The sequence below is a fragment of the Edwardsiella tarda ATCC 15947 = NBRC 105688 genome, assembly GCF_003113495.2.
Classification (GTDB): Bacteria; Pseudomonadota; Gammaproteobacteria; order Enterobacterales; family Enterobacteriaceae; genus Edwardsiella; species Edwardsiella tarda.
The window spans coordinates 2,308,390-2,332,380 of record NZ_CP084506.1 but is presented as its reverse complement, the minus strand read 5'-3'; the positions used below and the strand labels follow the sequence as shown (position 1 = coordinate 2,332,380).

18 protein-coding genes, 5 tRNA genes and 1 pseudogene are annotated in these 23,991 nt (G+C 50.8%); 15 read left to right on the top strand and 9 right to left on the bottom strand.

Translation table 11 applies throughout. From position 1 onward, the window contains the following. Window positions 1-9 precede the first annotated feature (9 nt). The 12 genes and pseudogenes from DCL27_RS10840 to DCL27_RS10785 all read left to right on the top strand — a co-directional run bounded on the left by DCL27_RS10840 (window position 10) and on the right by DCL27_RS10785 (window position 12,351). A complete protein-coding gene (locus tag DCL27_RS10840; RefSeq protein ID WP_109691508.1) occupies window positions 10-954 on the top strand; it encodes a glycosyltransferase family 2 protein in 945 nt (314 codons plus the stop codon). A gap of 61 nt (window positions 955-1,015) precedes the next feature. Further along, window positions 1,016-1,835, top strand: a pseudogene (locus tag DCL27_RS10835) (transposase). Between the two features lie 198 nt (window positions 1,836-2,033). Next, entirely contained in the window at window positions 2,034-2,756 is a 723-nt protein-coding gene (locus tag DCL27_RS10830; protein WP_133175559.1) for a hypothetical protein, read from the top strand. After that, complete coding sequence (locus tag DCL27_RS10825; protein ID WP_109691509.1) at window positions 2,753-3,493, top strand: DUF2334 domain-containing protein; 741 nt, start codon at window positions 2,753-2,755, stop codon at window positions 3,491-3,493. Before DCL27_RS10830 ends, DCL27_RS10825 begins: the two co-directional genes overlap by 4 nt. A gap of 79 nt (window positions 3,494-3,572) precedes the next feature. Continuing rightward, window positions 3,573-4,619, top strand: a complete 1,047-nt coding sequence (locus DCL27_RS10820; protein ID WP_109691510.1) for a glycosyltransferase — start codon at window positions 3,573-3,575, stop codon at window positions 4,617-4,619. Then, window positions 4,620-5,732, top strand: coding sequence for a glycosyltransferase family 4 protein (locus DCL27_RS10815; RefSeq protein ID WP_109691511.1), 1,113 nt, complete (start codon window positions 4,620-4,622; stop codon window positions 5,730-5,732). It begins immediately after the preceding gene. 110 nt (window positions 5,733-5,842) lie between these two features. Beyond that, a complete protein-coding gene (locus DCL27_RS10810) occupies window positions 5,843-6,745 on the top strand; it encodes a sugar phosphate nucleotidyltransferase (protein WP_035598344.1) in 903 nt (300 codons plus the stop codon). 15 nt (window positions 6,746-6,760) lie between these two features. Continuing rightward, on the top strand, window positions 6,761-7,777 hold the full coding sequence (gene galE / locus DCL27_RS10805) for a UDP-glucose 4-epimerase GalE (RefSeq protein WP_035598340.1): 1,017 nt from the start codon (window positions 6,761-6,763) through the stop codon (window positions 7,775-7,777). A gap of 27 nt (window positions 7,778-7,804) precedes the next feature. Beyond that, window positions 7,805-8,971, top strand: a complete 1,167-nt coding sequence (gene ugd / locus DCL27_RS10800; RefSeq protein ID WP_035598337.1) for a UDP-glucose 6-dehydrogenase — start codon at window positions 7,805-7,807, stop codon at window positions 8,969-8,971. A gap of 165 nt (window positions 8,972-9,136) precedes the next feature. Next, window positions 9,137-10,144: an NAD-dependent epimerase gene (locus DCL27_RS10795; RefSeq protein ID WP_035598334.1), complete on the top strand. Its 1,008-nt coding sequence runs from the start codon at window positions 9,137-9,139 to the stop codon at window positions 10,142-10,144. Between the two features lie 210 nt (window positions 10,145-10,354). Further along, complete coding sequence (gndA, locus tag DCL27_RS10790; protein WP_035598330.1) at window positions 10,355-11,770, top strand: NADP-dependent phosphogluconate dehydrogenase; 1,416 nt, start codon at window positions 10,355-10,357, stop codon at window positions 11,768-11,770. Between the two features lie 248 nt (window positions 11,771-12,018). Continuing rightward, complete coding sequence (locus DCL27_RS10785; RefSeq protein ID WP_005292779.1) at window positions 12,019-12,351, top strand: DUF496 family protein; 333 nt, start codon at window positions 12,019-12,021, stop codon at window positions 12,349-12,351. 125 nt (window positions 12,352-12,476) lie between these two features. Here DCL27_RS10785 and DCL27_RS10780 read toward each other — a convergent pair. From DCL27_RS10780 to DCL27_RS10755, 6 genes are all read right to left on the bottom strand, one after another. Then, window positions 12,477-12,552: transfer RNA gene (locus DCL27_RS10780), tRNA-Asn, on the bottom strand. A gap of 230 nt (window positions 12,553-12,782) precedes the next feature. Then, window positions 12,783-12,858: transfer RNA gene (locus DCL27_RS10775), tRNA-Asn, on the bottom strand. Between the two features lie 233 nt (window positions 12,859-13,091). Beyond that, window positions 13,092-13,167, bottom strand: a tRNA-Asn gene (locus DCL27_RS10770). A gap of 207 nt (window positions 13,168-13,374) precedes the next feature. Then, a tRNA-Asn gene (locus DCL27_RS10765) sits at window positions 13,375-13,450 on the bottom strand. Between the two features lie 279 nt (window positions 13,451-13,729). Next, the gene (gene metC / locus DCL27_RS10760; RefSeq protein ID WP_035598408.1) at window positions 13,730-14,911 is read right to left on the bottom strand and encodes a cystathionine beta-lyase; all 1,182 of its coding nucleotides are present in this window, start codon (window positions 14,909-14,911) and stop codon (window positions 13,730-13,732) included. A gap of 11 nt (window positions 14,912-14,922) precedes the next feature. Continuing rightward, on the bottom strand, window positions 14,923-16,203 hold the full coding sequence (locus tag DCL27_RS10755; RefSeq protein ID WP_035598412.1) for an amino acid permease: 1,281 nt from the start codon (window positions 16,201-16,203) through the stop codon (window positions 14,923-14,925). A 257-nt stretch (window positions 16,204-16,460) separates the two neighbouring features. On the opposite strand from DCL27_RS10755, the gene DCL27_RS10750 reads away from it, so the two are divergent. Next, window positions 16,461-17,375: a LysR family transcriptional regulator gene (locus tag DCL27_RS10750; RefSeq protein WP_035598415.1), complete on the top strand. Its 915-nt coding sequence runs from the start codon at window positions 16,461-16,463 to the stop codon at window positions 17,373-17,375. Window positions 17,376-17,480: 105 nt separating this feature from the next. On the opposite strand, the gene DCL27_RS10745 is transcribed toward DCL27_RS10750, so the two are convergent. From DCL27_RS10745 to DCL27_RS10735, 3 genes are all read right to left on the bottom strand, one after another. After that, window positions 17,481-17,556, bottom strand: a tRNA-Asn gene (locus DCL27_RS10745). A gap of 97 nt (window positions 17,557-17,653) precedes the next feature. After that, the gene (gene mtfA / locus DCL27_RS10740; protein WP_005292825.1) at window positions 17,654-18,442 is read right to left on the bottom strand and encodes a DgsA anti-repressor MtfA; all 789 of its coding nucleotides are present in this window, start codon (window positions 18,440-18,442) and stop codon (window positions 17,654-17,656) included. Window positions 18,443-18,661: 219 nt separating this feature from the next. Then, window positions 18,662-20,287, bottom strand: coding sequence for a phosphoethanolamine transferase (locus DCL27_RS10735; RefSeq protein ID WP_005292828.1), 1,626 nt, complete (start codon window positions 20,285-20,287; stop codon window positions 18,662-18,664). Window positions 20,288-20,747: 460 nt separating this feature from the next. Here DCL27_RS10735 and flhB point away from each other — a divergent pair, with 460 nt between their 5' ends. Both flhB and flhA read left to right on the top strand, forming a co-directional pair. After that, window positions 20,748-21,914, top strand: a complete 1,167-nt coding sequence (gene flhB, locus DCL27_RS10730) for a flagellar biosynthesis protein FlhB (protein ID WP_005292831.1) — start codon at window positions 20,748-20,750, stop codon at window positions 21,912-21,914. Then, a complete protein-coding gene (gene flhA, locus DCL27_RS10725; protein ID WP_005284272.1) occupies window positions 21,907-23,988 on the top strand; it encodes a flagellar biosynthesis protein FlhA in 2,082 nt (693 codons plus the stop codon). The genes flhB and flhA overlap by 8 nt, the downstream gene beginning before the upstream one ends. Window positions 23,989-23,991 lie beyond the last annotated feature (3 nt).

Sequence of the window (23,991 nt, the reverse complement as noted above, 5' to 3'; positions counted from 1 at the left end):
GGATATTTTATGACTGTCGATGTAATAGTAGCTACTTATAATGGTGAAAAGTATTTAAAAGAGCAACTTCACTCAATACTAAACCAAACATATAAAGATATTAGAGTCCTGATTAGAGATGATAACTCTACTGATGCTACGGTTAGCATTATCAGAGATATAGCAAGGCTAGATAGTAGAGTTATCTTTATTCAAGATGATATATCTCCAAATGGAGTTGGTGAGAACTTTAAAAATTTATTAAAAAACTGTACTGCCGACTACGTACTTCTTGCTGACCAAGATGATGTTTGGCTAGATACTAAAATTGAAAAATTACTTTCATTTTCCAAAAGGAAATTTAACAATAATATTCCTTCTATAGCTTATTCACCAGGGGTTGTTGTTGATGAAGAACTAAATAGAACAGATAGGTTAACTAGTTATACTAATGGGGTGAATTCTATTGCTGATATTTTTCTTACGAACGGCGGCGTGCAGGGATGCTCAATGATAGTTAATAAGGCGTTGTATAATATGGCCCTGAAGAGTGACTTTTTTTGGTATATGCATGATCAAGTCTTAACTCTTTATGCAGTATCTTTTGGGGAAGTGTTTTTCATGAATGAACCTTTGTTTCTTTATCGGCAACATCAAGCCAATGTTATTGGTTATAATAATTCAAAATGCATCGATAAGTTGAGGCGATATTTTCCATTATGGAATGATTCATTTGTTGTGAGTAGGCAGTCTAATGATTTATTTCATTTTTTTTATCGTGAGAATGAATGTTTTTTATCAGAAAGAAATAAGAAAATTTTTGAGGTGTTTTTCTCTTTAAGTACCTCTTGTAAAATATCCAATATGAAAAAAATAATAAAATATAGACTAAAGTTAAATAACTCTGTTTCGATGGCCGTGGTAAAAAGTGTTTTATGTGTTAATTTTAATGAAAAGAATGATGCTGCTAAATAAATTGAACGCTTATTGAGTTTAAGCATCCGGTGATGCATCATTCCGCAACATCGGTCACTCCATGGCAAAGCAGAAGTTCAGAATTACTAGCTGGTATAATGATACTTATCAACTAAGGCAATATCACTGTTTGGCTGAACAAGAAGATGATTTAGTCCAGGACTGAGTCAGTGTCTCCCTCATTACGGAGACAATTTCTGCTCTATTCTGATCTTAGCATCACAACCATCATGGTGATTAAATATGTATTCCTGCTCACCTTAGTGAGCACATAAGGTTTCATCGATTCTATTTTTCCCTGTGAGTGTTCATCGTGTTACCCGGATTATAACAATGATTGTAAATAAGCTAGTATCGTCGATAAATGCCTACCTAGGGTAAAAGTGTGAATCTGGTGATTGATTCTACAAGGCTAAAGCTCTTCGGTGAAGGAGTGAAAAACATGGCAAAGAACGCCAGTAGTTTCTGACCTTTGACTCGAATACATAGGAATTATATGCGTGGAGCTATCGCTGAACAAGGTCACTCAAGTCAATCGTAGTGGATGGCGCTTATGATATGCGGTTGTGTCACGAGAAACTGCGGCGTAAGAAAATCAGTGCCTTTATCCCATTTCGAAAGGGAGCAGGTTACTGGTCAGTGGAGTATGCAGACCGTAATCGTGTAGTAGCGAACCAGCGTCTGACGGGGAGCAATGCCCGGTGGAGATGGACAATCAGATTACAATTGTCGCTCGATAGCGGAAACGGCGATGTACAGGGTAAAATAGTTATTTGACGCTACGAGATTATGACGGTCTGGTAGCAGAGGCTCTAGCTATGGTGCGTGCATTGAACAAAATGACAAGGGCAGGAATGCCGGAAAGTGTGCGTATTGCCTGACAGCATCAACTGGCCTGGGAGATGTTTACCCAGAATCTGAATTATTCAACAACACCCTAACGCTTTCAAAAAAACTAGAGCTCTGATTTAATATAGGTATGTTGACTTCTTACAATGTAAAATATATCCTGCCTAATTGAGGTATGATTTGTAGATTTATCTTTTTATTGAGTGTTGAATGCGAACAAAGGAATATTAATGTTTGTTATAAATGAAAGATTTAAAATTAAATCAGTCTGGTTCTCTGAATCTCCGATATCTAGTAAATATCCATTATTAATATATAAAAATGTTTTTGAAAGTGATTTATTGAATTTTAAAAAAACAAAATCCATTAATGCATTTAAATATGGATATACATTACTCACTGATTTAACTATGGATATCGATGGGATTAAATCAACATTTAAAAAAAATGTTAGATATGAAATAAATAAAACCATTCAAATTTCTCCAGAGATAGTGGAACGGAATTATATAACTGATGATGAACTCACTCTATTAAATGAGCTTTATTTGTCTATTGGTTTACGAAAAGTTACGCCTAATAGAATATCTAAATATAACCCTAATAATCTCAAGGTTACATCTATATCTTATTGCGGGAAGCTTGTTTGTTTTCATGTTTATTTGTATGACTCTAAGAGAGCTAGATTATTATATTCTGCCTGTATAAAAGGAAAGGTTGAGTGTGATGGTGCTAATATTGACTCGTCATTTTTTAATAGATATTTACATTTCAAAGATATTCAATTATTTAAAAACTATGGGCTTCAGTCATACGATTGGGGAGGCGTGTCATCAATTGAAAATCCGAATGGTGTAGATAGGTTTAAATTTGGATTCTCAGGTAGTGTAATAAAATCATATACAATTTACTCTCCGTTATTATCGCTTGCTAAAATATTGAAATTATTATGAGACAAAAATTTATATTAAGATTTGATGACTTAAGTCCATATCATGATAAATTGAAATGGGAGCAGATTGAATCATTCCTAATAGAAAATAATGTGAGGCCAATTATAGCTATAATTCCAGATAATAAAGATGAAAATACCATGTTTAATAGTTATGACAATGATTTTTGGTGTAGAGTGAAACGTCTACAATCGCTTGGTTGGAGTATAGCTTTGCATGGATATCAACATTTATTAAAGGAATGTCATGGCTCTATTGTGAAGATTAATACATACGGTGAAATATGTGATTCATCCTATGAGGAGCAAAAGCTAAAAATAAAAACTGGATTGTCTATTTTAGAGTCTCATGGAGTTAATGCGAAACTTTATTGTGCGCCAGCTCATTCTTTTGATCGAAATACATTGAAGGCGCTTTTAGATAGTGGAATAAAAACTATTACTGATGGCTTTTTTTTGAAGCAAGGCTATTCAAAAAAATATAATTTGACATTTATTCCTCAGCAACTGTGGCGATTTAGGCGTCTACCTATCGGAGTCTATACCATCTGTTACCATCATAATAGCATGTCAGATGCTGATATATATAAATTTAAACAAGATGTCATCAATAATATTGATAATATTATTAGTGCTGATTCTCTAAGCGATCGGCGGTTGAATATATTTGATTATATATTCTCTTTTGTATGGACTAGAATGTTAATTATTAAAAATAAGCTAGCCAAATATAAATAGATCTTTTTAATCTATATTTTTTTGAGCGATATTAAGTTTCTGTTTTAGTTAGTTCCACACTATTCAAAGAGCACCGAGAATGATTAATATAATTAGAATTATACCTCGTATGAAATTAGGAGGTGTAGAGCAGGGCTTACTTAATGAAATCAAATTGATAAATAATGTTGATGGTATAAAATATCATCTTTTCATTATTGAAAAATCAAGTATAAAAATATCTGATACTAATAAATTGTCGGTAATATATCTAGATGATAAATTCACACACTTTTATTTTATTGCTAAAAAAATAAATAAATATATTAAGTGTAATGGTCTTGATAATATTGTTATTTTATCTTCGCTATGGAAATCACATCTCATTACCTTTTTTTTAAGGAAGTATCATCGGATTAGTTTTTTTCATTCTAGTAATTATGCTCATTTTTTAGATAGAATTTGCTCAAAGTTAGCATTTCATTTGCATGATCGATCAATATATGATAGTTGCTCCACTCGGAGCATTTATGATAAGAACGGGACTATAATCCCCTATGTATTTAAAGTTGATGATAAACCTATTTCAGAAGAAAGAAATTTTCGCTTTGTTTTTATAGGAAGAATAAATAAAGTGAAAGGGTTGGATAGGGCTTTGTTGATAATCCATCAGCTTAAAACACTCGGTGTGAATCCAATTTTTGATATTTATGGACCTGATGAGGGAGAAGTGGGAAAACTAAAAAAACTCATATCATCTCTTGGGCTTCACAATAATGTTTTTCTAAAAGGAGAATTGGATCCCATTAGTGTTCCATGTATTTTATCTAAATATACATTTTATTTACAAACAAGCTACCGAGAAGGGATGGGAGCTTCTGTAATACTTTCTCAATCTATTGGTTTAATCCCAATCATTACTCCTGTTGGCGAACTGCCAAATTATTGCGATGAGAGTAATTCCGTATTGGTCAAAAAATTTGATGATAAAACTATTGCTGATGTGGCTAAACGAATAATAAATATAATTAATGATGATTGCCTTTTTTATAAGATAAAAAAAAATACGGTAATAGCATCTTCTAATTATCAATATTTTGATGATGCATTATTGAAATTTTTCCATTCATTAAAAAGTGATTTGTAAATGTATAAGATAGTAATTTCAGCAAATAGTAGCTGGTATTTATATAATTTTAGAAAAAATACTATAATATCACTTTTGCATCAAGGTTACTCAGTAACAGCTGTAGCACCTAGAGATTCATATTCCGATGATCTTGAAAAGTTAGGTGTTAGTTTTATTGATGTTTATATTGATAATGGAGGTAGTAATCCTATTAATGATATTAAAACATTTCTTCATTTCAAAAGTATCTATGCTAATACAACGTATGATATGGTTTTAAATTTCACTCCGAAAAATAATATATATAGTACTCTGGCTGCAAAAATGAGTGGTATGAAAGTTATTAATAATGTTGCTGGTTTGGGGGTGTTATTTATTAACGAAGGAATTACCACTAAAGTTGCTCGAATGCTATATAAGTTCAGCCAACGCTATGCTAGTAAAATATTTTTTCAAAATGAGGATGATAGGATTCTTTTTCTGAAAAATAATATGGCAAAGGATTATGTTACTGATAGGCTTCCGGGTTCTGGCGTTGATTTAAATCGATTTAGTGTCATGAGAGCGGAGGATGATAATGTGATTCGCTTTCTTCTAATCGCTAGGATGCTATATGATAAAGGCGTTGGTCACTATGTTGAGGCCGCTCGAGTACTTAGGTCTAAATATGGGACTAAGGTAGAGTTTAGTTTGCTCGGGTTTTTAGATGTAAATAATCCATCTGCAGTCTCTAAAGAGCAGATGCAATTATGGGTTGATGAGGGTATTGTTAACTATCTTGGTGTTTCTGATAGCGTTGAGAAGGAAATTGCTAAAGTTGATTGTATAGTGCTTCCCTCTTTTTATCGTGAAGGTGTTCCTAAATCTTTATTGGAGGCTGGTGCAATGGGGAAACCCATTGTTACTACAGACAATGTAGGGTGTCGTGAAACAGTGGAGCATGGTGTTAATGGTTTTCTCTGTGAGCCTCGCTCGACAGAAAGCTTGATTGTCATGTTGGATAAAATGATTCAATTGAGCCATCAAGAGCGCTTGAATATGGGATATGAAAGCAGAAAAAAAATAGAAAGGGAGTTTGATGAGCAGATTGTTATAAATAAATACCTAGATGCGATAAAAAGTGTTTTATAACAGTATGTAAACTGCATAATAGTGGTCGTATCCTTTATTGATTTATTAGCTGTTAGAGCAGTAATAACCAGACATAAGATTATCTTACATCTAAACCTTGAGGTTATTTAATGACCATGCTTAAAGCCGTGATCCCCGTCGCCGGGCTGGGGATGAAGATGTTGCCGGCGACCAAGGCCATCCCGAAAGAGATGTTGCCTATCGTCGATAAACCGCTGATTCAGAAGGTGGTGCACGAATGTGTCCAGGCTGGGGTAAAAGAGATTATCCTGGTGACGCACTCCTCTAAGAATGCCATCGAGAACCACTTCGACACCTCCTTCGAGTTGGAGGCGCTGCTCGAGGCGCGTGTCAAGCGCCAACTGCTGGATGAGGTGCGCTCCATCTGCCCGCCGGGAGTGACCATCAACAGTGTACGTCAGCATAAGCCGTTGGGGCTGGGGCATGCCATCCTCTGCGCCCGCCCTCTGGTGGGGGAGCATCCCTTTATTGTGGCGTTGCCGGATATCTGGTTAGACACCAGCACCTTCGATCCCGCAACCCAGAACCTGGCGGCGATGGTTAAGCGTTTCGAGGAGAGTGGTCGTAGCCAGGTCTTGGTGCAGCCGATGCCGCTAGAGGTGCTGTCGGAGTACTCGGTGATCAACTGTGCCGATGCGGTGTTAGCGCCGGGGCAGAGTGCCCGCATGACCTCGATAGTGGAGAAACCGGAAGATGCAGAGAAATATCAGTCCGATCTCTCTGCGGTCGGACGTTATGTGCTCTCCGCCGCCATCTGGCCGATCCTGGCAGCGACCGGTTTCGGTGCCTGGGAGCGTATTCAGCTCTCCGATGCCATCGCTACCCTATTGCAACACCGTCCGGTCGAGGCCTACCGTCAGGTCGGGCATTCCTATGACTGCGGCGAGAAGCTGGGCTATGCCGAGGCCTTCGTCGCCGGCGGTTTGACTCATCCGCAGCAAGGGGAGGCCTTTCGCGCCTGGCTACGCGATCTTCAACAACGCATCGATTAATTTAGGGTACTGACAATGGCGATTTTGGTGACCGGGGGCGCGGGTTATATTGGTTCCCATACGGTATTGGCGCTGCTCGCGCGTGGCGATGAGGTGGTGGTACTGGATAACTTTGTTAACGCCTCTCCGCAGGCCTTGGCGCGCGTCGAACAGATCTGCGGGCAGCAGCCCCAGCTGTATCGTGGCGATGTGCGTGATCGGGCGCTGTTACAGCAGATCTTTGCCCAGCATCACATCAGCGATGTGATCCACTTTGCCGGCCTGAAGGCCGTTGGCGAGTCGGTGGAGAAACCATTGGCATATTATGATAACAACGTCAGTGGGACTCTGGTGCTACTAGACGAGATGCGCCAGGCTGGGGTGCAGGGTTTTATCTTTAGCTCCTCGGCGACGGTGTATGGCGATCCGGAATCGGTGCCATTACGGGAGACGAGTCGCACCGGCGGTACCACCAATCCCTATGGCACCTCCAAGTTGATGGTCGAGCAGATCCTGCAGGATCTGGCCGTGGCGGCGCCAGAGATGCGCATCACAGCGCTGCGTTATTTTAATCCGGTCGGCGCCCATCCCTCTGGCCTGATCGGCGAAGATCCTAACGGCATCCCGAATAACCTCATCCCCTATGTCGCCCAGGTGGCGGTAGGGAAACTGAGTTGTCTATCGGTATTCGGCAACGACTATCCGACTCACGATGGCACCGGGGTGCGTGACTATATCCATGTGATGGATCTGGCGGCCGGTCATTTGGCGGCGCTGGACCATCGCGATGAGGGCGATAACTATAAAGTGTATAATCTCGGCACGGGTATCGGTTACTCGGTGCTGGATATCGTGGCGGCGTTTGAGCGCAGCGCCGGGGTGACCATCCCCTATCGCTTCGTGCCGCGTCGCGCCGGCGATATTGCCGAGTGTTGGTCCGATCCCGCCTTGGCGGCGCAAGAGTTGGGCTGGCGTGCGCAGTACGACTTGGAAGCGATGATGGCCGATACCTGGCGTTGGCAACAATATAACCCCAATGGATACAAGGGTTGATTTTTCAATTAAAAATAAAGGTATGTGATGAAAATTGCGATTAGCGGTACGGGCTATGTTGGCCTGTCCAACGGGATTTTGTTGGCGCAGCATCATGAGGTAGTGGCGCTGGATATCGTGCCGGAGAAGGTTGAGATGCTCAACCGGCGTGAGTCGCCCATCGTGGACAAGGAGATCCAAGAGTACCTTGCCACGCATTCCCTGAACTTCCGCGCCACCCTGAATAAGGAAGAGGCGTACCGTGATGCCGACTTCGTGATCATCGCCACGCCGACGGATTACGACCCGAAGAGTAACTACTTCAATACCAGCAGCGTCGAGGCGGTGGTGCGCGATGTCTTGGCGGTGAACCCGGTGGCGGTGATGATCATCAAGTCGACCATTCCGGTCGGTTTCACTCAGCAGTTGCGTGAGCGTCTCGGCATCGACAATCTGATCTTCTCGCCGGAGTTTCTGCGTGAGGGGCGGGCGTTGTATGACAACCTGCATCCGTCGCGTATCGTGGTCGGCGAACGCTCCGCGCGCGCCGAGCGCTTTGCCGCGTTGCTGCAAGAGGGGGCGATTAAGCAGAATATCCCGACCCTGTTCACCGACTCCACCGAGGCGGAGGCGATTAAGCTATTCGCCAACACCTACCTGGCGATGCGTGTGGCCTACTTCAACGAGCTGGACAGCTACGCCGAGTCCTTGGGGCTGAATAGCCGCCAAATCATCGAAGGGGTGAGCCTCGATCCGCGCATCGGTAATCATTACAACAACCCCTCCTTTGGCTATGGCGGCTACTGCCTGCCGAAGGACACCAAGCAGCTGCTGGCTAACTACTCCTCGGTGCCGAATAACCTGATCCAGGCTATCGTCGAGGCCAACCGTACGCGTAAAGATTTTATCGCCGACTCGATCATTAGCCGTAATCCGCAGGTGGTAGGGGTCTATCGCCTGATCATGAAGAGCGGTTCGGATAACTTCCGCGCCTCCTCGATTCAGGGGATCATGAAGCGCATCAAGGCCAAGGGCATCAAGGTGGTGATCTTTGAACCGGTGATGAAGGAGGAGACCTTCTTCCACTCCGAGGTGATCCGCGATCTGGAGCAGTTCAAGGCGATGTCGGATGTGATCATCTCGAACCGCATGGCGCCGGAGCTGGATGATGTCGCCGACAAGGTCTACACCCGCGATATTTTCGGCAATGACTAACCATTACCGGCAATTTATGTAAGACAATACTGGCCGTTGACGTTAGCATAGCGGCCATCGAGAGTGTGCTGAACGACACCCATCTCCTCCGCACGCCTAAGGGCGTGCGTGTCTTTGAAACGCCTAATCTTGCTCAGGCTAGATGGAATTTTTACGGGATAACTTATGCGTATTTTAGTGACCGGCTGCGCCGGCTTTATCGGTGCCAATCTGTGTGGCCGTCTGTTGGCGGCGGGGCACCAGGTCGAAGGCATCGACAACCTGAATGACTACTACGATGTGTCGCTGAAGCAGGCGCGTCTGGCCCCGCTGCAGGCCGACGCCAACTTCACCTATCATCCGATCGATATCGCCGATAGCGAAGCGATGGCGGCGTTGTTCGGCACCCGTCATTTCGATCGTGTGGTCCATCTGGCGGCGCAGGCTGGGGTACGCTACTCCCTGACCAATCCATTGAGTTATGCCCAGAGCAATCTGCTGGGGCACGTCAACGTATTGGAAGGTTGCCGTCACGGCAAGGTGGGGCATCTGGTCTATGCCTCCTCCAGCTCCGTCTATGGGTTGAACAACAAGGTGCCGTTCTCGACGGACGATCGTGTCGACCATCCGGTTTCGTTGTATGCCGCCACCAAGAAGTCTAACGAACTGATGGCGCACTCTTACTCCCACCTGTATGGCCTGCCGACCACCGGTCTGCGTTTCTTCACCGTCTATGGGCCGTGGGGACGTCCGGATATGGCGCTGTTCAAGTTCACCAAGAACATGCTGGCAGGCCAACCGATCGATATCTATAACCATGGCGATATGCAGCGTGATTTCACCTACATCGACGATATCGTCGAGGGGGTACTGCGTATCATGGAGGTGGTGCCGCAGCCGAACCCTGACTGGCGTGTGGAGCAGGATTCGCCGGCGGCCAGTTCCGCCCCATACCGGGTCTACAACATCGGCCACGGTAGCCCGGTGCGTCTGATGGATTACATCACCGCCCTGGAAGAGGCGCTAGGCATCGAGGCATTGAAGAACTTTATGCCGATGCAGCCTGGCGATGTCTATCAGACCTATGCCGATACCGAAGATCTGTTCGCGGCGACCGGTTACTGCCCTCAGGTAGGGGTGAAAGCCGGGGTGCAGGCCTTCGTCGACTGGTATCGCACCTACTATCAGCAGTAACTCATCCGATTTTCGCCTTCCTCAACCCCGGCCAGCGTGCCGGGGTTGTTTTTTTGCGCGCTTCGCCACACATCCAGAGTCAATCCGTGCCATTAAACGGTTAGCGATAGCAGCAATCGATACCCTTGAAACGCAAACATGAGTTAACATAATACCTACATTTATGCTGTGCATTTGACACAGCCGGTATTGGTTACACAGGAGTTTGTCATGTCCAAACAACAGATCGGCGTAGTGGGAATGGCGGTCATGGGGCGGAACCTGGCGCTGAACATCGAAAGCCGCGGTTATAGCGTCTCTATCTTCAACCGTTCACCCGAGAAAACCGATGAGGTGATGGCGCAGAATCCGGGACGGAAACTGGTGCCTTACCACTCGCTCCCCGAGTTTGTCGCCTCGCTAGAGACGCCGCGCCGCATTCTGCTGATGGTGAAGGCGGGCGAGGGGACGGACAAGACCATCGCTTCGTTGACCCCCTATCTGGAGCCGGGAGACATCCTGATCGATGGCGGCAACACCTTCTTCCAGGATACCATTCGTCGCAATCGCGAGCTGTCGGCGCAGGGCTTTAACTTTATCGGTACCGGCGTCTCCGGTGGCGAGGAGGGTGCGCTGAAGGGGCCTTCCATCATGCCGGGCGGGCAGAAGGAGGCCTACGAGCTGGTGGCGCCGATCCTGCGTAACATCGCCGCCGTCGCCGAAGATGGCGAGGCCTGTGTGAGCTACATCGGGCCGGATGGCGCCGGGCACTATGTGAAGATGGTGCACAACGGTATCGAATATGGCGATATGCAGCTGATCGCCGAGGCTTATTCCCTGCTGAAGCATGCCGTCGGCATGAGCAACGACGAGCTGGCGGCAACCTTCGCCGAGTGGAATCGTGGCGAGCTGAGCAGCTATCTGATCGAGATCACCGCTGACATCTTCGCCAAGAAAGATGACGAAGGGAACTATCTGGTCGACGTGATCCTGGACGAGGCCGCGAATAAGGGGACGGGTAAGTGGACCAGTCAGAGCGCGTTGGATCTGGGCATCCCGCTGACCCTGATCACCGAATCGGTCTTCGCCCGTTATCTCTCCTCGCTGAAGACGCAGCGCGTCGCCGCCGCACAGGTGTTGACCGGCCCGCAGGCGCAGACATTGCCGGCCGCAGAGCGCGCCACCTTTGCCGAGAAGGTCCGCCGTGCCCTCTATCTGGGTAAGATTGTCTCTTACGCCCAGGGCTTCCAGCAGTTGAAGGCCGCTTCCGATGAGTACGATTGGTCGCTGAACTTCGGTGAGATCGCGCGTATCTTCCGCGCGGGCTGCATCATTCGCGCCCAGTTCCTGCAGAAGATCACCGACGCCTATGCCGCCAACCCGGCGCTGGCCAACCTGCTGTTAGCGCCCTACTTCAAGGCGATCGCCGACGAGTACCAGCAGGCGTTGCGCGATGTCGTCTCCTACGCCGTACAGCAGGGGATACCGGTGCCGACCCTCTCCGCCGCCATCACGTATTACGACAGCTATCGCTCGGCGGTGCTGCCAGCTAACCTGATCCAGGCGCAGCGCGACTACTTCGGTGCCCACACCTACCAGCGCACCGATCGGGAAGGGGTATTCCATACCGAATGGCTGGCGGAGTAATCTCGCCGTCATTGCCTCAATCAATCCGGGCTTCGGCCCGGATTTTTTTATCTCAATGCATCCTTTGGAACGCCAATCGCGCAGAGTAACGCCATAGTTTGTTGCATAAAAACTCGGCAGTCATACCGTTTTATTGTGATAATGGGCTGTTCTTGTCTCCCTGTCGATGGTACAAACAGCAATAGAGCGCTGTATGCCAGCCGATGGGCTGCCAGGTTTGGTTTTTTAACTTAAGCAAAGGTGTTGATATGGAAAATGCAAACAAGCCGACGTTCCAGAACGTATTGGAATTCGTGCGTACCTTCCGCCGCAAGAACAAGCTCCAGCGTGAGATCGCGGACATCGAAAAGAAAATCCGCGACAACCAGAAGCGTGTGCTGCTGTTGGACAACCTGAGCGAGTACATCAAGCCGGGCATGAGTGTTGAAGCGATTCAGGCGATCATTGCCGACATGCGCGGCAACTACGAGGATCGCGTCGATGAGTACATCATCAAGAACGCCGATCTCTCCAAAGAGCGTCGCGAGCTCTCTAAGAAGCTGAAGGCGCTGGGCGAAGGCGAGCACAAAGACGAGAAGTAATCGCCCGTCATGAATCTCAACAGCAAAAGGCGTGATCGACGATCGCGCCTTTTTCTTTTGGTTTATCGAGGGGCGATAAAAGCAAACAACCCGCTTAAGTGACCTTAAGCGGGTTGCTTTAAATTTGGCTCCTCTGACTGGACTCGAACCAGTGACATACGGATTAACAGTCCGCCGTTCTACCGACTGAACTACAGAGGAATTGTGACAACGGGGCGCATCATAGCGAAGGGACGCGGGACTGTAAAGCGTTAAATCATCGCTTGCAATCGTTCGCCCAGAATAACGGCAATTCGATGATTTTCAGTCCATTAATTCGAGAAGTCTGCACCGAACGTAGGAAAAGAGCCACCTTGGGAGTAAGGGGAGAGGCCTCGATGAGGAACAGCAAAAAGCCCGCTTAAGTTTCCTTAAGCGGGCCTCTCTAAATCTGGCTCCTCTGACTGGACTCGAACCAGTGACATACGGATTAACAGTCCGCCGTTCTACCGACTGAACTACAGAGGAATCGTGACAACGGGGCGCATGATAGCGAAGGCGCGTAGGGCTGTAAAGGGCTAAATCGTACGGCGCGCGCGTTCGGCTAGAATAACAACAAAACGTCGATTTTCAGTACATTAATGGTAAAGCGTCGGGCTAATGCCATGCCTCGCGGGCGGAGGCACAGCGAAATGAGCCTGCCTCAATCGCCAAACAGCAAAAAGCCCGTCTACGTTTCCGAAGACGGGCTCTTCTAAATTTGGCTCCTCTGACTGGACTCGAACCAGTGACATACGGATTAACAGTCCGCCGTTCTACCGACTGAACTACAGAGGAATTGTGACAACGGGGCGCATCATAGCGAAGCGTGCTCATGCTGTAAAGTAGGAAATGCGTGAGTGAACGCGTTTGCTGAATCTGGCAGCAATCGGCGTAATATTTCTGCATATCGCTGGGCGATCGGTCTGGGAGAGGCGGGGCGCTAGACAGTGTGAACAGAGCAAAAAGCCCGCTTAAGTTTCCTTAAGCGGGCTTCTCTAAATTTGGCTCCTCTGACTGGACTCGAACCAGTGACATACGGATTAACAGTCCGCCGTTCTACCGACTGAACTACAGAGGAATTTTGACAACGAGGCGCATCATAGCGAAGCCGCTGGGGGGTGTAAATAGGGAAATCGATTATTATCATCCGGTTGCTGAATATGACAGCAGTGGATTGCATTTTAGTCGGTTATTGGCTGTATTTTTCGCCGAGAAGCCGAGAAGCCGAGAAGCCGAGAAGCCGAGAAGCCGATCCTCGGCTCGGTGGTGCGCGATCTATCGGCAGCGGCGCGTGTCTCTCGTTAACCCGATAAGGCGAACCTGCCGGGAGAAAGGCGGAATCCCCCGGCAGGGTGGCTTAGCCGCGTGATAGGCGTTGGAATCCCTCGCGCAGATCATCCTGCAGGTCGGCGATATCTTCCAGGCCAACCTGGAGCCGCAGTGTCATGCCGCCGGGGGCCCAGGGGGTGACGCTGCGGTAGTCGCGACAGTCGAAAGGCACGATGAGGCTCTCGAAGCCCCCCCAGGAGAAGCCCAGGCTAAACACCTTCATGCCATCGAGCATCGCATCGACGTTATCTTGGTTGAAACGGCTGTCCAGCACGATGGAGAACAGGCCGGTGGACCCACAGAAATACTTCTGCCAGTTAGCGTGCCCCGGACAGTCGGCGAAGGCGGGATGCAAGACACGGCTGACCTCCGGTTGTGCCTGCAGCCATTCGGCCAGGGCGAGCCCACGCGTCTCCGCCGCCTTGACCCGCAGGTGCAGGGTGCGCAATCCGCGTAAGGCGAGGAAGCAGTCTTCGGCGCCGGGGAGCATCGCTAAGGCATCGTAGGTGGCGCGCAGGGCGGGCCAGTGGCTCTCGTTGGCCGAAACCAACCCCATCAGCAGATCGGAGTGGCCACCCAGGTATTTGGTGCCCGCCTCGACCGAGAGATCGATACCCTGAGCATGAGCCTGGAAGAAAATCGGTGTTGCCCAGGTGTTATCGATCACCGTGGTCACTTGGCGCCGTTTGGCGACGGCGACGATTGCACCGATGTCTTGTACTTCGAAGCTCTGTGAGCCGGGGCTTTCCAACATGATCATCCGGGTATTGGGCAGGATCAGATTGTCAATCTCCTCCCCGATCAGCGGATCATAGTAGCTGACGCTGACGCCATACTTGGCCAGAAAGGTATCGCAGAAATTACGAGTCGGGCGATACACCGAGTCGGTGACCAGAATATGGTCGCCCCGTTGGGTGACCGAGAGCAGTGCCAGCGCTAAGGCGCCCATCCCGGAAGGGGAGATCACCGTGCCCGCGGCGCCGCACAGGGATGACCAGGCCTTCTCTAGGCTCTCAATGGTCGGGGTGCCGAACGTGCCATAGGCGAAGCGTGCCTTGACTTGCCGAATATCCTCACAGCTGTTGAAGATCACCGTCGAACCACGGTATATCGGTGTATTAACGAAGCCCCACTGCTCATCGGGATTGCGCCCGAGTAGAGAGAGGCGTGTATCCAGTTTAAATTTATTGATCTCTGAAGCGCTTTTCATAACCTTACCTTTTACTCGAAGAATTTAAAGAAAGGCGATAGACAAAGCAGTACACCTATCGCCGAGATAAAGACGACTCGCCAAGAGTAGTATTTCTTTAATGCTGGGACTTTAAACACCAGATAACAGGGGATAATACAGGAGACAATGCCGGCAACAGGGGCGGCTATCTGAGATAATAAGAGAATAGGGAAATGTGTCAGTACCCAACCCCATAATAAAATAATTATAGAGAGGGTGATCCCTCGGCTGACGAGTTTCTCATTGATAGATTGCTCATCGATAAAACGTGAGAGAATATTTACGACAATGCCGGTCATGGCCTCCTGAAAACCGAGATAGTTACCAAAGAAGGCGGTAGCGATGGCGGAAATATTTAATGCTATCGACATTATCTTAATGATATTGCCGGGAATGACCTTGGCGACGATGGCCATCGCCGAGATATTGTGCTGCGCCGCCTCGACCGCCTGATCATGGCTTAACGACAGGGTAAAGGAGAAGGCGAAGAACAGGACGGCGCAGACCAGGATGGCATAGGCGATACGACTGGCTCGCTGCGCACGGTAGGTAGCGATAATCGGATCGGCCTCGACCTTACGGAAGGCGACGTTCATCGGGCTGAGGATCTGGACGAACAGGATGGAGAATAGGGTGAAGGGGAGAGTCAGAATCGTACCGACGAGCAGCTCACCCAGGGGCGGAATATTGCCGATATAGCTGAAGTTCCAGTGGGGGATCATCACCATCCCGAGCAGCACGACCACACCCAGCTTCATTAACACCATCGGCCCAGACACCTTGAAGATGAGTCGCTCACCCTGGGCGGCGATGCCGACCAGGAAGGCTAAGATCAGCAGCCCATACCACCAGCGATCCGACAGGGGCTCCTGGGTTAGGCCGAAGGTTTGCAGGTAGGAGGCGCTGTCGAAGGTGGCAGAGAGTGAGTAGGTCAGCATGCCGATCAGTAACATGATGAAATAGGTAATGCCGAGGAAGAACCCCCAGTTTTTTCCCAGGTAGTAGGTGATCACCCCGGAGTAATCTTTACACTCTGGGCTTTGAGATAACGTCTTTAGATAAAGCGCTTGCATCATATACAGGGCGGGGTAGGCGAATAATACCGATAGGGTAAAGACCCAGATCCCTTTTAATCCAATCTGAATCGGTAGAAAAATAATTCCGGCGCCGATGGCCATGCCGATACACAGAATGACCCAGCCCGCATCATAACTGGTGAATGGGATTTTACCTTTAATCGCAGCTTGTGAAATATCATGGCTATTATCCATAATTTTACCATTATATTAGTGGGAGAGGAGTGGGCAGCTCGCCACTTATAACCTCACTATTTGTTTGCCGCCTACTGGTAAAATCATAAATTGTGATCCTGTGAGAATAAAGTTTACTATTGGTGAAATATAATAAATTCATTGTCGAGTGCTAGTGGATTACCCGGTGGAACGTAGTCCTGTTATTTATTCGTTTCCCCATATAGTATTAATTTAATCAATTCCATTCCGTTCTCTTGATAAAAGAGGGAACATCAATGCTTAATGCGTATACTCTGCATCAACTCAGTGTCTTTGTGCGTATTATCGAGATGGGGAGCCTGAGTAAGGCGGCGCGAGAGTTGGGGTTATCTCGTTCGGCGGTGAGCAAAAGCCTGGCAACCTTAGAGCAGCAATTGGGCGTGCTGTTAATTAAGCGTAGTACGCGTCGCCTGTTCCTGACGGAACAGGGCACGGCGGTCTTTAACCGGGCGATTATGTTGCTCGATGCCTGCCAGGATCTCTTTACTCAACTGCATAGCGAGACGGAGCCAGAGGGGGTACTGCGCCTCTCCTGCTCGGTGGCCTATGGTTCGACCTGTTTACCTGATGCGATCAGCGCCTATCAACGCCAGTTCCCGCGCGTCAGGATCCATGTCGATCTCAACGATGAGTTGATTAATCTGGCGGAAAGAAATTTTGATATGGTGCTCAGGATCACTCAACGGCAGTGGGAGCGCGCAAACGCCTTTCTGTTGGGCAAGGTGAATTGGATCTACTGTTGTTCCCCACACTACTTGCAGGGCAAGCCGGCGATCACTCAGCCGGCGGATCTTTCTCACCACCGTTGTCTTACCAATCCGGTGATGAGCTATCAGGATAAGTGGGTCTTCTGCGGTCGCGATGGGCAGCAGATGATCGCGGTGGACTCGCGTCTGACCTCCAACTCTAGCCTGACTTTGCTCAAGGTCTTGCTGAATCACAATGGCGTCTCCTGCCTGCCCGATTATCTGGCAGAGGCTTACATCGCGCGCGGTGAGCTGGTGCATCTGTTGCCGGATTACCATGCCGGGATTTTTCACTATCTGTACGCCATCGAAAAGACGTCTCGGGTGGTGAACCCATTAACCCGTTCCTTTATCGCACATCTTAAGGCGACGCTACCGGTCTATCACGAGGGTGCTGGAGAATAGGGGGGGATGGGGGGCGATGGTGCGGGGGAATGGTGTGACGCGCGCGTTGCATACGCTAACAGCGCAAAAACGAAAAGCCCGCACAAGGCGGGCTTTTCAGGAATCTGGCTCCTCTGACTGGACTCGAACCAGTGACATACGGATTAACAGTCCGCCGTTCTACCGACTGAACTACAGAGGAATCGTTACAACGGGGCGCATCATAACGGCCACGCAGGGCCCTGTCAACCGCTAACCCGCGCGCCCGGGTGCGAGTGCTGTTTTTCTCACCACCTCGGTTAGGCTGAAGGTGAGGGCTGCAATAGGCCACTATCGTAGAGGCGTTGTAGCGGGTCCTGGCGGTAGAAGCGCACAAAGTGGCGATAGACGGCGGGGAAGCGCTCTGCCAGTAGCTCCGGTGCGCTAAAGAAGTATTCGGAGAGGACGGCGAAGCACTCCGCCGGCTCACTGGCCGCATAGGCATCCAGACTAGCGCCCTCTTCGCCCAACAGTTCGACCTCCTCCTGGATCGCCATCATGGCGGCATGCAGATCGTGCTCCCAGGCGGCGATCTCCCGTAATGGGATCGGCGGGATACCGTTGGCGATCCCGGCGTTACGCATGTCGAGCTTATGTGCCGTCTCATGGATGATCAGGTTGTAACCGGAGCGGTCGAAAGAGTCGCGCACATCCAGCCAGTTGAGCAGCACCGGTCCCTGCAGGCTGCACTGGCCGGCCTGCACCGCCGGACCGCTGTGCACCAGTCCGATGTCATCCTCCCACTCATCATGCAGCAGATAGGGCTGCGGATAGAGCAGGATCTCGTGGAAACCATCGAGCCAGTCGATGCCCAATTCCAGGATCGGCAGGGCAAACAACAAGGCGATACGCGCCTCCATCAGCGGTGTGACCTGAAGCGCTTGAAGGGCTACCAGGCGTTTCTGGCGGATGACTTGTTGTGCCAACGTGATCAGGCGTCGTTGCTCGTCGTCGCTCAGCGCCGCTAGCAGCGGGATGGTACAGGCCTCACTCCAGGGATGGTTGTCTGGCGCGTTCGGGGGTTGCGTACGCCAAGGCCACTTAATCATGACGGATCCGTTCCTCTTCTTTTTCTGGGCGCGTGATGTGCTCGTGCGGGTCATACCGTAAACGCCAGCGTGCACAGCCGTGTCATATAGTGTGGGCGTTTTAGAGGTTAACGTATTATGCGGGCGGCGTTGATATTAAAAAGGTTGTACTGAGAGGATTGTGATATATATCGCGCTGTGTAGACAACGCCGCCCCACTGGCGGGGGCGGCGTTGGCGATCAATCGCGGCAGCGTTGCAGAATATCCAACTGCGGATTTGCCGCGCTGGTGGTGACATGCATCATCGAGAGCAGCGTCGGGAACAGATTATCGTGTGAGAAGTGCCCATCACGTGCGGCCTGTTGCAGACATTGAAGATTGATGCGGTTCGCTTTGGCATAGCCATCCGACAGCCAGAGCGACATCGGCACATGGGTCTGCTCGGAGGGGGCGAACTGATAAGGCGTTCCGTGCAGATAGAGCCCCTTCTCACCGAGCGACTCGCCATGGTCAGAGACGTAGTACAGGGCGACGTTGTACTGCTTCTCATACCCTTTCAGTCGTTCAATAAACTGATTCACCACATAATCGGTATACACCAGGGTATTGTCATAGGTGTTGACCAACTGCTGCTGGCTACAGTTTTCGATGTCGCTGCGCTCACAATCCGGCATAAAGACGCGGAAACGCGGCGGATAGCGTAGGTAGTAGGTGGGGCCGTGGCTGCCGATTAAGTGGAAGACCAGCAGTTTGCTCTTACCATCATCCGGGATCTTCTGCTGTAGGTTCTCCAGCATCACCTCATCGAAGCAGGTCTTGCCGTTACACAACGGATTATCGGCCTTGGTCGGCACCAACTCGTTCGGGGTCCGATCACAGGCGCCCTTACAGCCCTCATCATTGTCGCGCCAGAAGGTGGTGACGCCGGCACGGTGCAGCACGTCGATAACGCTGTCGCTGTTGCGGGCCACGTTACCGTCGTAATGCTCCCGCGTCAGGTTGGAGAACATGCAGGGGACGGAGATGGCGGTCGCGGTGCCGCAGGAGGTCACGTTGCGGAAATAGATCAGCCCCGGCTGTTTGGCGCTATAGGGGTTGGTCTCCCGATCATAGCCACCCAGTGACTGGTTTTGCGCGCGCGCGGTCTCCCCCAGGATGACAAACACCAGCGTCGGTTTCTCACCCGGCTGGGCGACCAGTTTGGCATCTTCGCCCACCTTACGGAAGGGCATCGGCTTGGTCAGGTAGCGGCGGTCGATATACTGTGCGGTGCTATACAGATAGCTGGCCGGTTGGATTTCCAGATTCAGGGTACGGTTGTTACGCCCGACAGAGGCATAATCTTGGTAATAGAAGCAGGCGACCAGGGCGATCAGCAACAGGGAGAGCAGCATCACGAGCAGGCGGATACCCAGACGCAGCAGAATGTTATGCCCGTAGATGATGCGGGTCTTCAGCAGCAGCAAGGCGGGTAAGACCCCCGCCAACAGCAGCCAGCCCACCACATAGCGGTTGAGGTAGGAGCCGGCCTCGGCACTGTTGGTTTCGAAGATGTTCTCGATCATCGAACGGTCGAAGATCACCTGATACTTGTACTGGGCATAGCTCGCCAGCGCGGTGATGACCAGCAACAGGGCGAAAAAAGGTTTCAGCAACGGGCGGAAACTAAAGGGCATAAACACAAACAGCAGGGCAGCGAACAGCACCAGCGGAATGGAGATGACAAAGCCGATGCGATACTCACCCAAGGCATGCAGGATGCGGTAGAAATGTAACAGAATCGGGATGTTCAGGACCAGCGTGAAGTAGCCGGCCAACAACAGCATGACGGTAAGAAAGCTGGCGGAAAGGCCTTTATGTGACAATGAAGACTCCTGCCTGTCAGGCGATAGGCTGCCCGAGGGCAGATGCAAAAAATGGTCTAAGCCTAAGTAGAGAAACTTAAAATAGCCTTAAGTAGTGCCTATCCCATTAGGCTATTTTTATTTGCCATTTTGGCCCTGGGCAGTGCTCACACAAAACTTAGCGAAGTTTTGAACGCCCTTCAGGGCGGCCCGAAGGGTGAGCGAAGCGAATAATCCTCACGTACTGCGTGTACGCTCCGGTTGTTCCGCGCTGTCCGTGTCCAAACTGGCTGCAACAATACACGCCTACTGGGATAGGCTCTAAGTCCCTTTCTCCCGCCCGCGATGCGCGTCTGCAAACCTGCGGTGGCGGCGATCGCTCGATAAACCCCGCTTCACGGCGTCTATTCCCGCCATCGCTTCATTTTCACTCTGGCATGCTATGCACTGCGTAATTTTAGGTATTGCAGTTGGGGACGCCGTGGCAGAAGAGAGTGATCTGGAAAAAACCGAAGACCCCACCCCCCACCGAATAGAGAAAGCGCGTGAGAAGGGGCAAATCCCCCGTTCGCGTGAGCTGACCTCGATGTTGATGTTGGCCGTCGGCTTGGCGATTCTGCTGCTGGGCGGCGACTATTTGGCGAGCTCCTTGGCGGTGATGATCGCCCAAGGGTTGCACTTCGATCACCTGCTGCTGAGTAATGACCGACAGATGCTGATCCAGCTCGGCATGCTGCTGCGCCAAGCCGTCGCCGCGCTCTTACCGGTTCTGCTGGGGTTGATGCTGGTGGGATGGTGTGCGCCGATGCTGATCGGGGGTTTTCTGTTCAATCCTGGCTCGATCAAGTGTGAGCTGAATCGTCTGAATCCGCTTACCGGCTTCAAGCGTATGTTCTCCAGCCAGGTGCTGGCCGAGTTGTTGAAAGGGGTGCTCAAGGCCACGCTGGTCGGTTGTGTGACGGGGTGGTTCTTATGGCATTACTGGCCGCGCATGCTGCGATTGATCACCGAGTCCTCGCTGGAGGCGATGGGCGATGCCCTGCATCTGGTGGGGATGTGTGGCTTATTGGTGGTGTTGGGACTCCTGCCGATGGTGGGTTTTGACGTCTTCTATCAGCTATGGAGCAACCTTAACAAGCTGCGTATGACCAAGCAGGAGATCAAGGATGAGTTTAAGGAGCAGGAGGGCGATCCGCATGTTAAGGGGCGCATTCGCCAACAGCAGCGTGCCGCCGCCCGCCGCCGTATGATGAGCGACGTACCGAAGGCCGACGTGATCGTGACCAACCCGACGCACTATGCCGTCGCCTTGCAGTACCAAGAGAACAAGATGAGTGCGCCTAAGGTCTTGGCCAAGGGCGCAGGCAATATTGCTCAACGTATTAAGGCGTTGGGCATGGAGCACCGTATCCCCCAACTGGAGGCGCCGCCCTTAGCGCGTGCGCTCTACCGTCACAGCGAAATCGGCCAGGCGATCCCCGCGACCCTGTATGCCGCGGTAGCCGAGGTATTGGCCTGGGTTTATCAATTGAAACGCTGGCGACGTGAAGGGGGGCAGGCTCCGAAGAAACCGACAAATTTACCGGTGCCGCCCGCACTGGATTTTGGCGTTACTGACTCCGTAGAAGGAACACCGACCGATGGCTAATCTGGCCGCGCTATTGCGCCTCCCCGGCAATATGAAAGACTCTCAATGGCAGGTATTGGCCGGGCCGATCCTGATCCTGCTGATCCTCTCCATGATGGTGCTGCCGTTGCCGCCCTTCGTGCTGGATCTGCTATTCACCTTCAACATCGCCCTGTCGATCATGGTGTTGTTGGTGGCGATGTTTACTCAGAAGACCCTAGAGTTCGCCGCCTTCCCCACCATTTTGCTGTTCTCCACGCTGTTGCGCCTGTCGCTCAACGTCGCCTCGACGCGTGTGATCCTGATGAACGGTTATACCGGTGGCGCGTCGGCGGGGCAGGTGATCGAGGCTTTCGGTCACTTCCTGGTGGGCGGAAACTTCGCCATCGGTATCGTGGTGTTTATCATCCTGGTATTGATTAACTTCATGGTCATCACCAAGGGTGCCGGGCGTATCGCCGAGGTTGGTGCACGCTTCGTCCTGGACGGGATGCCGGGTAAACAGATGGCTATCGACGCCGATCTCAATGCCGGGCTGATCGGCGAGGAGGAGGCGAAGACACGCCGCGCCGAGGTGACGCAAGAGGCCGATTTCTACGGCTCGATGGATGGTGCCAGTAAGTTCGTGCGCGGCGATGCCATCGCCGGCTTGATGATCATGGCGCTCAACGTCGTCGGCGGTCTGTTGATCGGTGTCATTCAGCATGGCATGTCGGTCGGGCAGGCGGCGGAGACCTATACCCTGCTGACCATCGGTGATGGCCTGGTGGCGCAGATCCCGGCGTTGGTGATCTCCACTGCCGCTGGCGTGATCGTCACGCGTGTTAGCACCGATCAAGATGTCGGCGAACAGATGGTAACCCAGCTGTTCAATAATCCGCGGGTGCTGATCCTCAGTGGGGCGGTGCTCGGCTTGTTGGGCCTGGTTCCGGGCATGCCGAACCTGGTGTTCCTGTTGTTTACCGTCGCGCTGTTGGGGACCGCCTGGTGGATGAGCAAGCGTACGGCCCAGGCCGAACAGCAGCAGGAGCAGATGCCGTTGCCAGAGAGCCAGCCGGTGATGGAAGCCAGTTGGGACGATGTTCAACTGGAAGATCCGCTCGGTCTGGAGGTCGGTTACCGTCTGATCCCGCTGGTGGACTTCCAGCAGAATGGCGAGCTGTTGGGGCGCATCCGCAGCATCCGGAAGAAGTTCGCCCAGACGATGGGCTTCCTGCCGCCGGTCGTGCACATCCGCGACAACCTGGAGTTGCAGCCCTCTGGCTATCGTATCCTACTCAAGGGGATCGAGGCCGGACGCGGTGAGGCACATCCGGGGCGCTGGTTGGCGATCAACCCGGGCAACGCCGCCGGTACCTTAGAGGGGCAGGCGACCACCGATCCCGCCTTCGGTTTACCCGCTATCTGGATCGATAGCGCGTTGCGTGAGCAGGCGCAAATCCAGGGCTATACCGTGGTGGAGGCCAGCACCGTCGTGGCGACGCACCTCAACCATATCATCAGCCTGCACGCCAGCGATCTGTTCGGGCGCCAAGAGGCACAACAGCTGATGGATCGCGTCTCGCACGAGATGCCGAAGCTGACGGAAGACTTTATTCCAGGGGTGGTGACGCTGACCATCCTGCATAAGGTGCTACAAAATCTGTTGGCCGAGAAGGTGTCGATTCGCGACATGCGCACCATCATCGAGACGTTGGCGGAGCACGCACCGATCCAGAAGGATCCCTATGAGCTGACCGCGCTGGTACGTGTGGCGTTGGGGCGTGCCATTAGCCAGCAGTGGTTCCCCGGAGAGGGTGAGATCCAGGTTATCGGCTTGGATACGCCATTGGAGCGTTTGCTGTTACAGGCCCTACAGGGCGGTGGCGGCTTGGAGCCAGGCCTGGCGGATCGCCTGTTGGAGCAGGCACGTCAAGCGTTACAGCGCCAAGAATTACTCGGTGCGCCGCCGGTGCTGTTGGTCAACCATGCGCTACGTCCGCTACTGGCGCGCTTCCTGCACCGCTCCTTGCCCCAACTGGCGGTGCTCTCTAACTTGGAGATCAGCGACAATCGCCAGATCCGTATGACCTCGACCATCGGTGGGGCGGAGTAAGCA

Bases quoted from the DNA above. Each gene is read 5' to 3' on its own strand.
- DCL27_RS10825 (WP_109691509.1), top strand. From the start codon at position 2,753: ATGAGACAAAAATTTATATTAAGATTTGATGACTTAAGTCCATATCAT.
- DCL27_RS10830 (WP_133175559.1), top strand. From the start codon at position 2,034: ATGTTTGTTATAAATGAAAGATTTAAAATTAAATCAGTCTGGTTCTCT.
- metC (WP_035598408.1), bottom strand. From the start codon at position 14,911: ATGAAAAGCGCTTCAGAGATCAATAAATTTAAACTGGATACACGCCTC.
- mtfA (WP_005292825.1), bottom strand. From the start codon at position 18,442: ATGATTAAGTGGCCTTGGCGTACGCAACCCCCGAACGCGCCAGACAAC.
- DCL27_RS10785 (WP_005292779.1), top strand. From the start codon at position 12,019: ATGGAAAATGCAAACAAGCCGACGTTCCAGAACGTATTGGAATTCGTG.
- DCL27_RS10795 (WP_035598334.1), top strand. From the start codon at position 9,137: ATGCGTATTTTAGTGACCGGCTGCGCCGGCTTTATCGGTGCCAATCTG.
- DCL27_RS10815 (WP_109691511.1), top strand. From the start codon at position 4,620: ATGTATAAGATAGTAATTTCAGCAAATAGTAGCTGGTATTTATATAAT.
- DCL27_RS10840 (WP_109691508.1), top strand. From the start codon at position 10: ATGACTGTCGATGTAATAGTAGCTACTTATAATGGTGAAAAGTATTTA.
- ugd (WP_035598337.1), top strand. From the start codon at position 7,805: ATGAAAATTGCGATTAGCGGTACGGGCTATGTTGGCCTGTCCAACGGG.
- DCL27_RS10750 (WP_035598415.1), top strand. From the start codon at position 16,461: ATGCTTAATGCGTATACTCTGCATCAACTCAGTGTCTTTGTGCGTATT.
- DCL27_RS10810 (WP_035598344.1), top strand. From the start codon at position 5,843: ATGACCATGCTTAAAGCCGTGATCCCCGTCGCCGGGCTGGGGATGAAG.
- gndA (WP_035598330.1), top strand. From the start codon at position 10,355: ATGTCCAAACAACAGATCGGCGTAGTGGGAATGGCGGTCATGGGGCGG.
- DCL27_RS10820 (WP_109691510.1), top strand. From the start codon at position 3,573: ATGATTAATATAATTAGAATTATACCTCGTATGAAATTAGGAGGTGTA.
- galE (WP_035598340.1), top strand. From the start codon at position 6,761: ATGGCGATTTTGGTGACCGGGGGCGCGGGTTATATTGGTTCCCATACG.
- DCL27_RS10755 (WP_035598412.1), bottom strand. From the start codon at position 16,203: ATGGATAATAGCCATGATATTTCACAAGCTGCGATTAAAGGTAAAATC.
- flhA (WP_005284272.1), top strand. From the start codon at position 21,907: ATGGCTAATCTGGCCGCGCTATTGCGCCTCCCCGGCAATATGAAAGAC.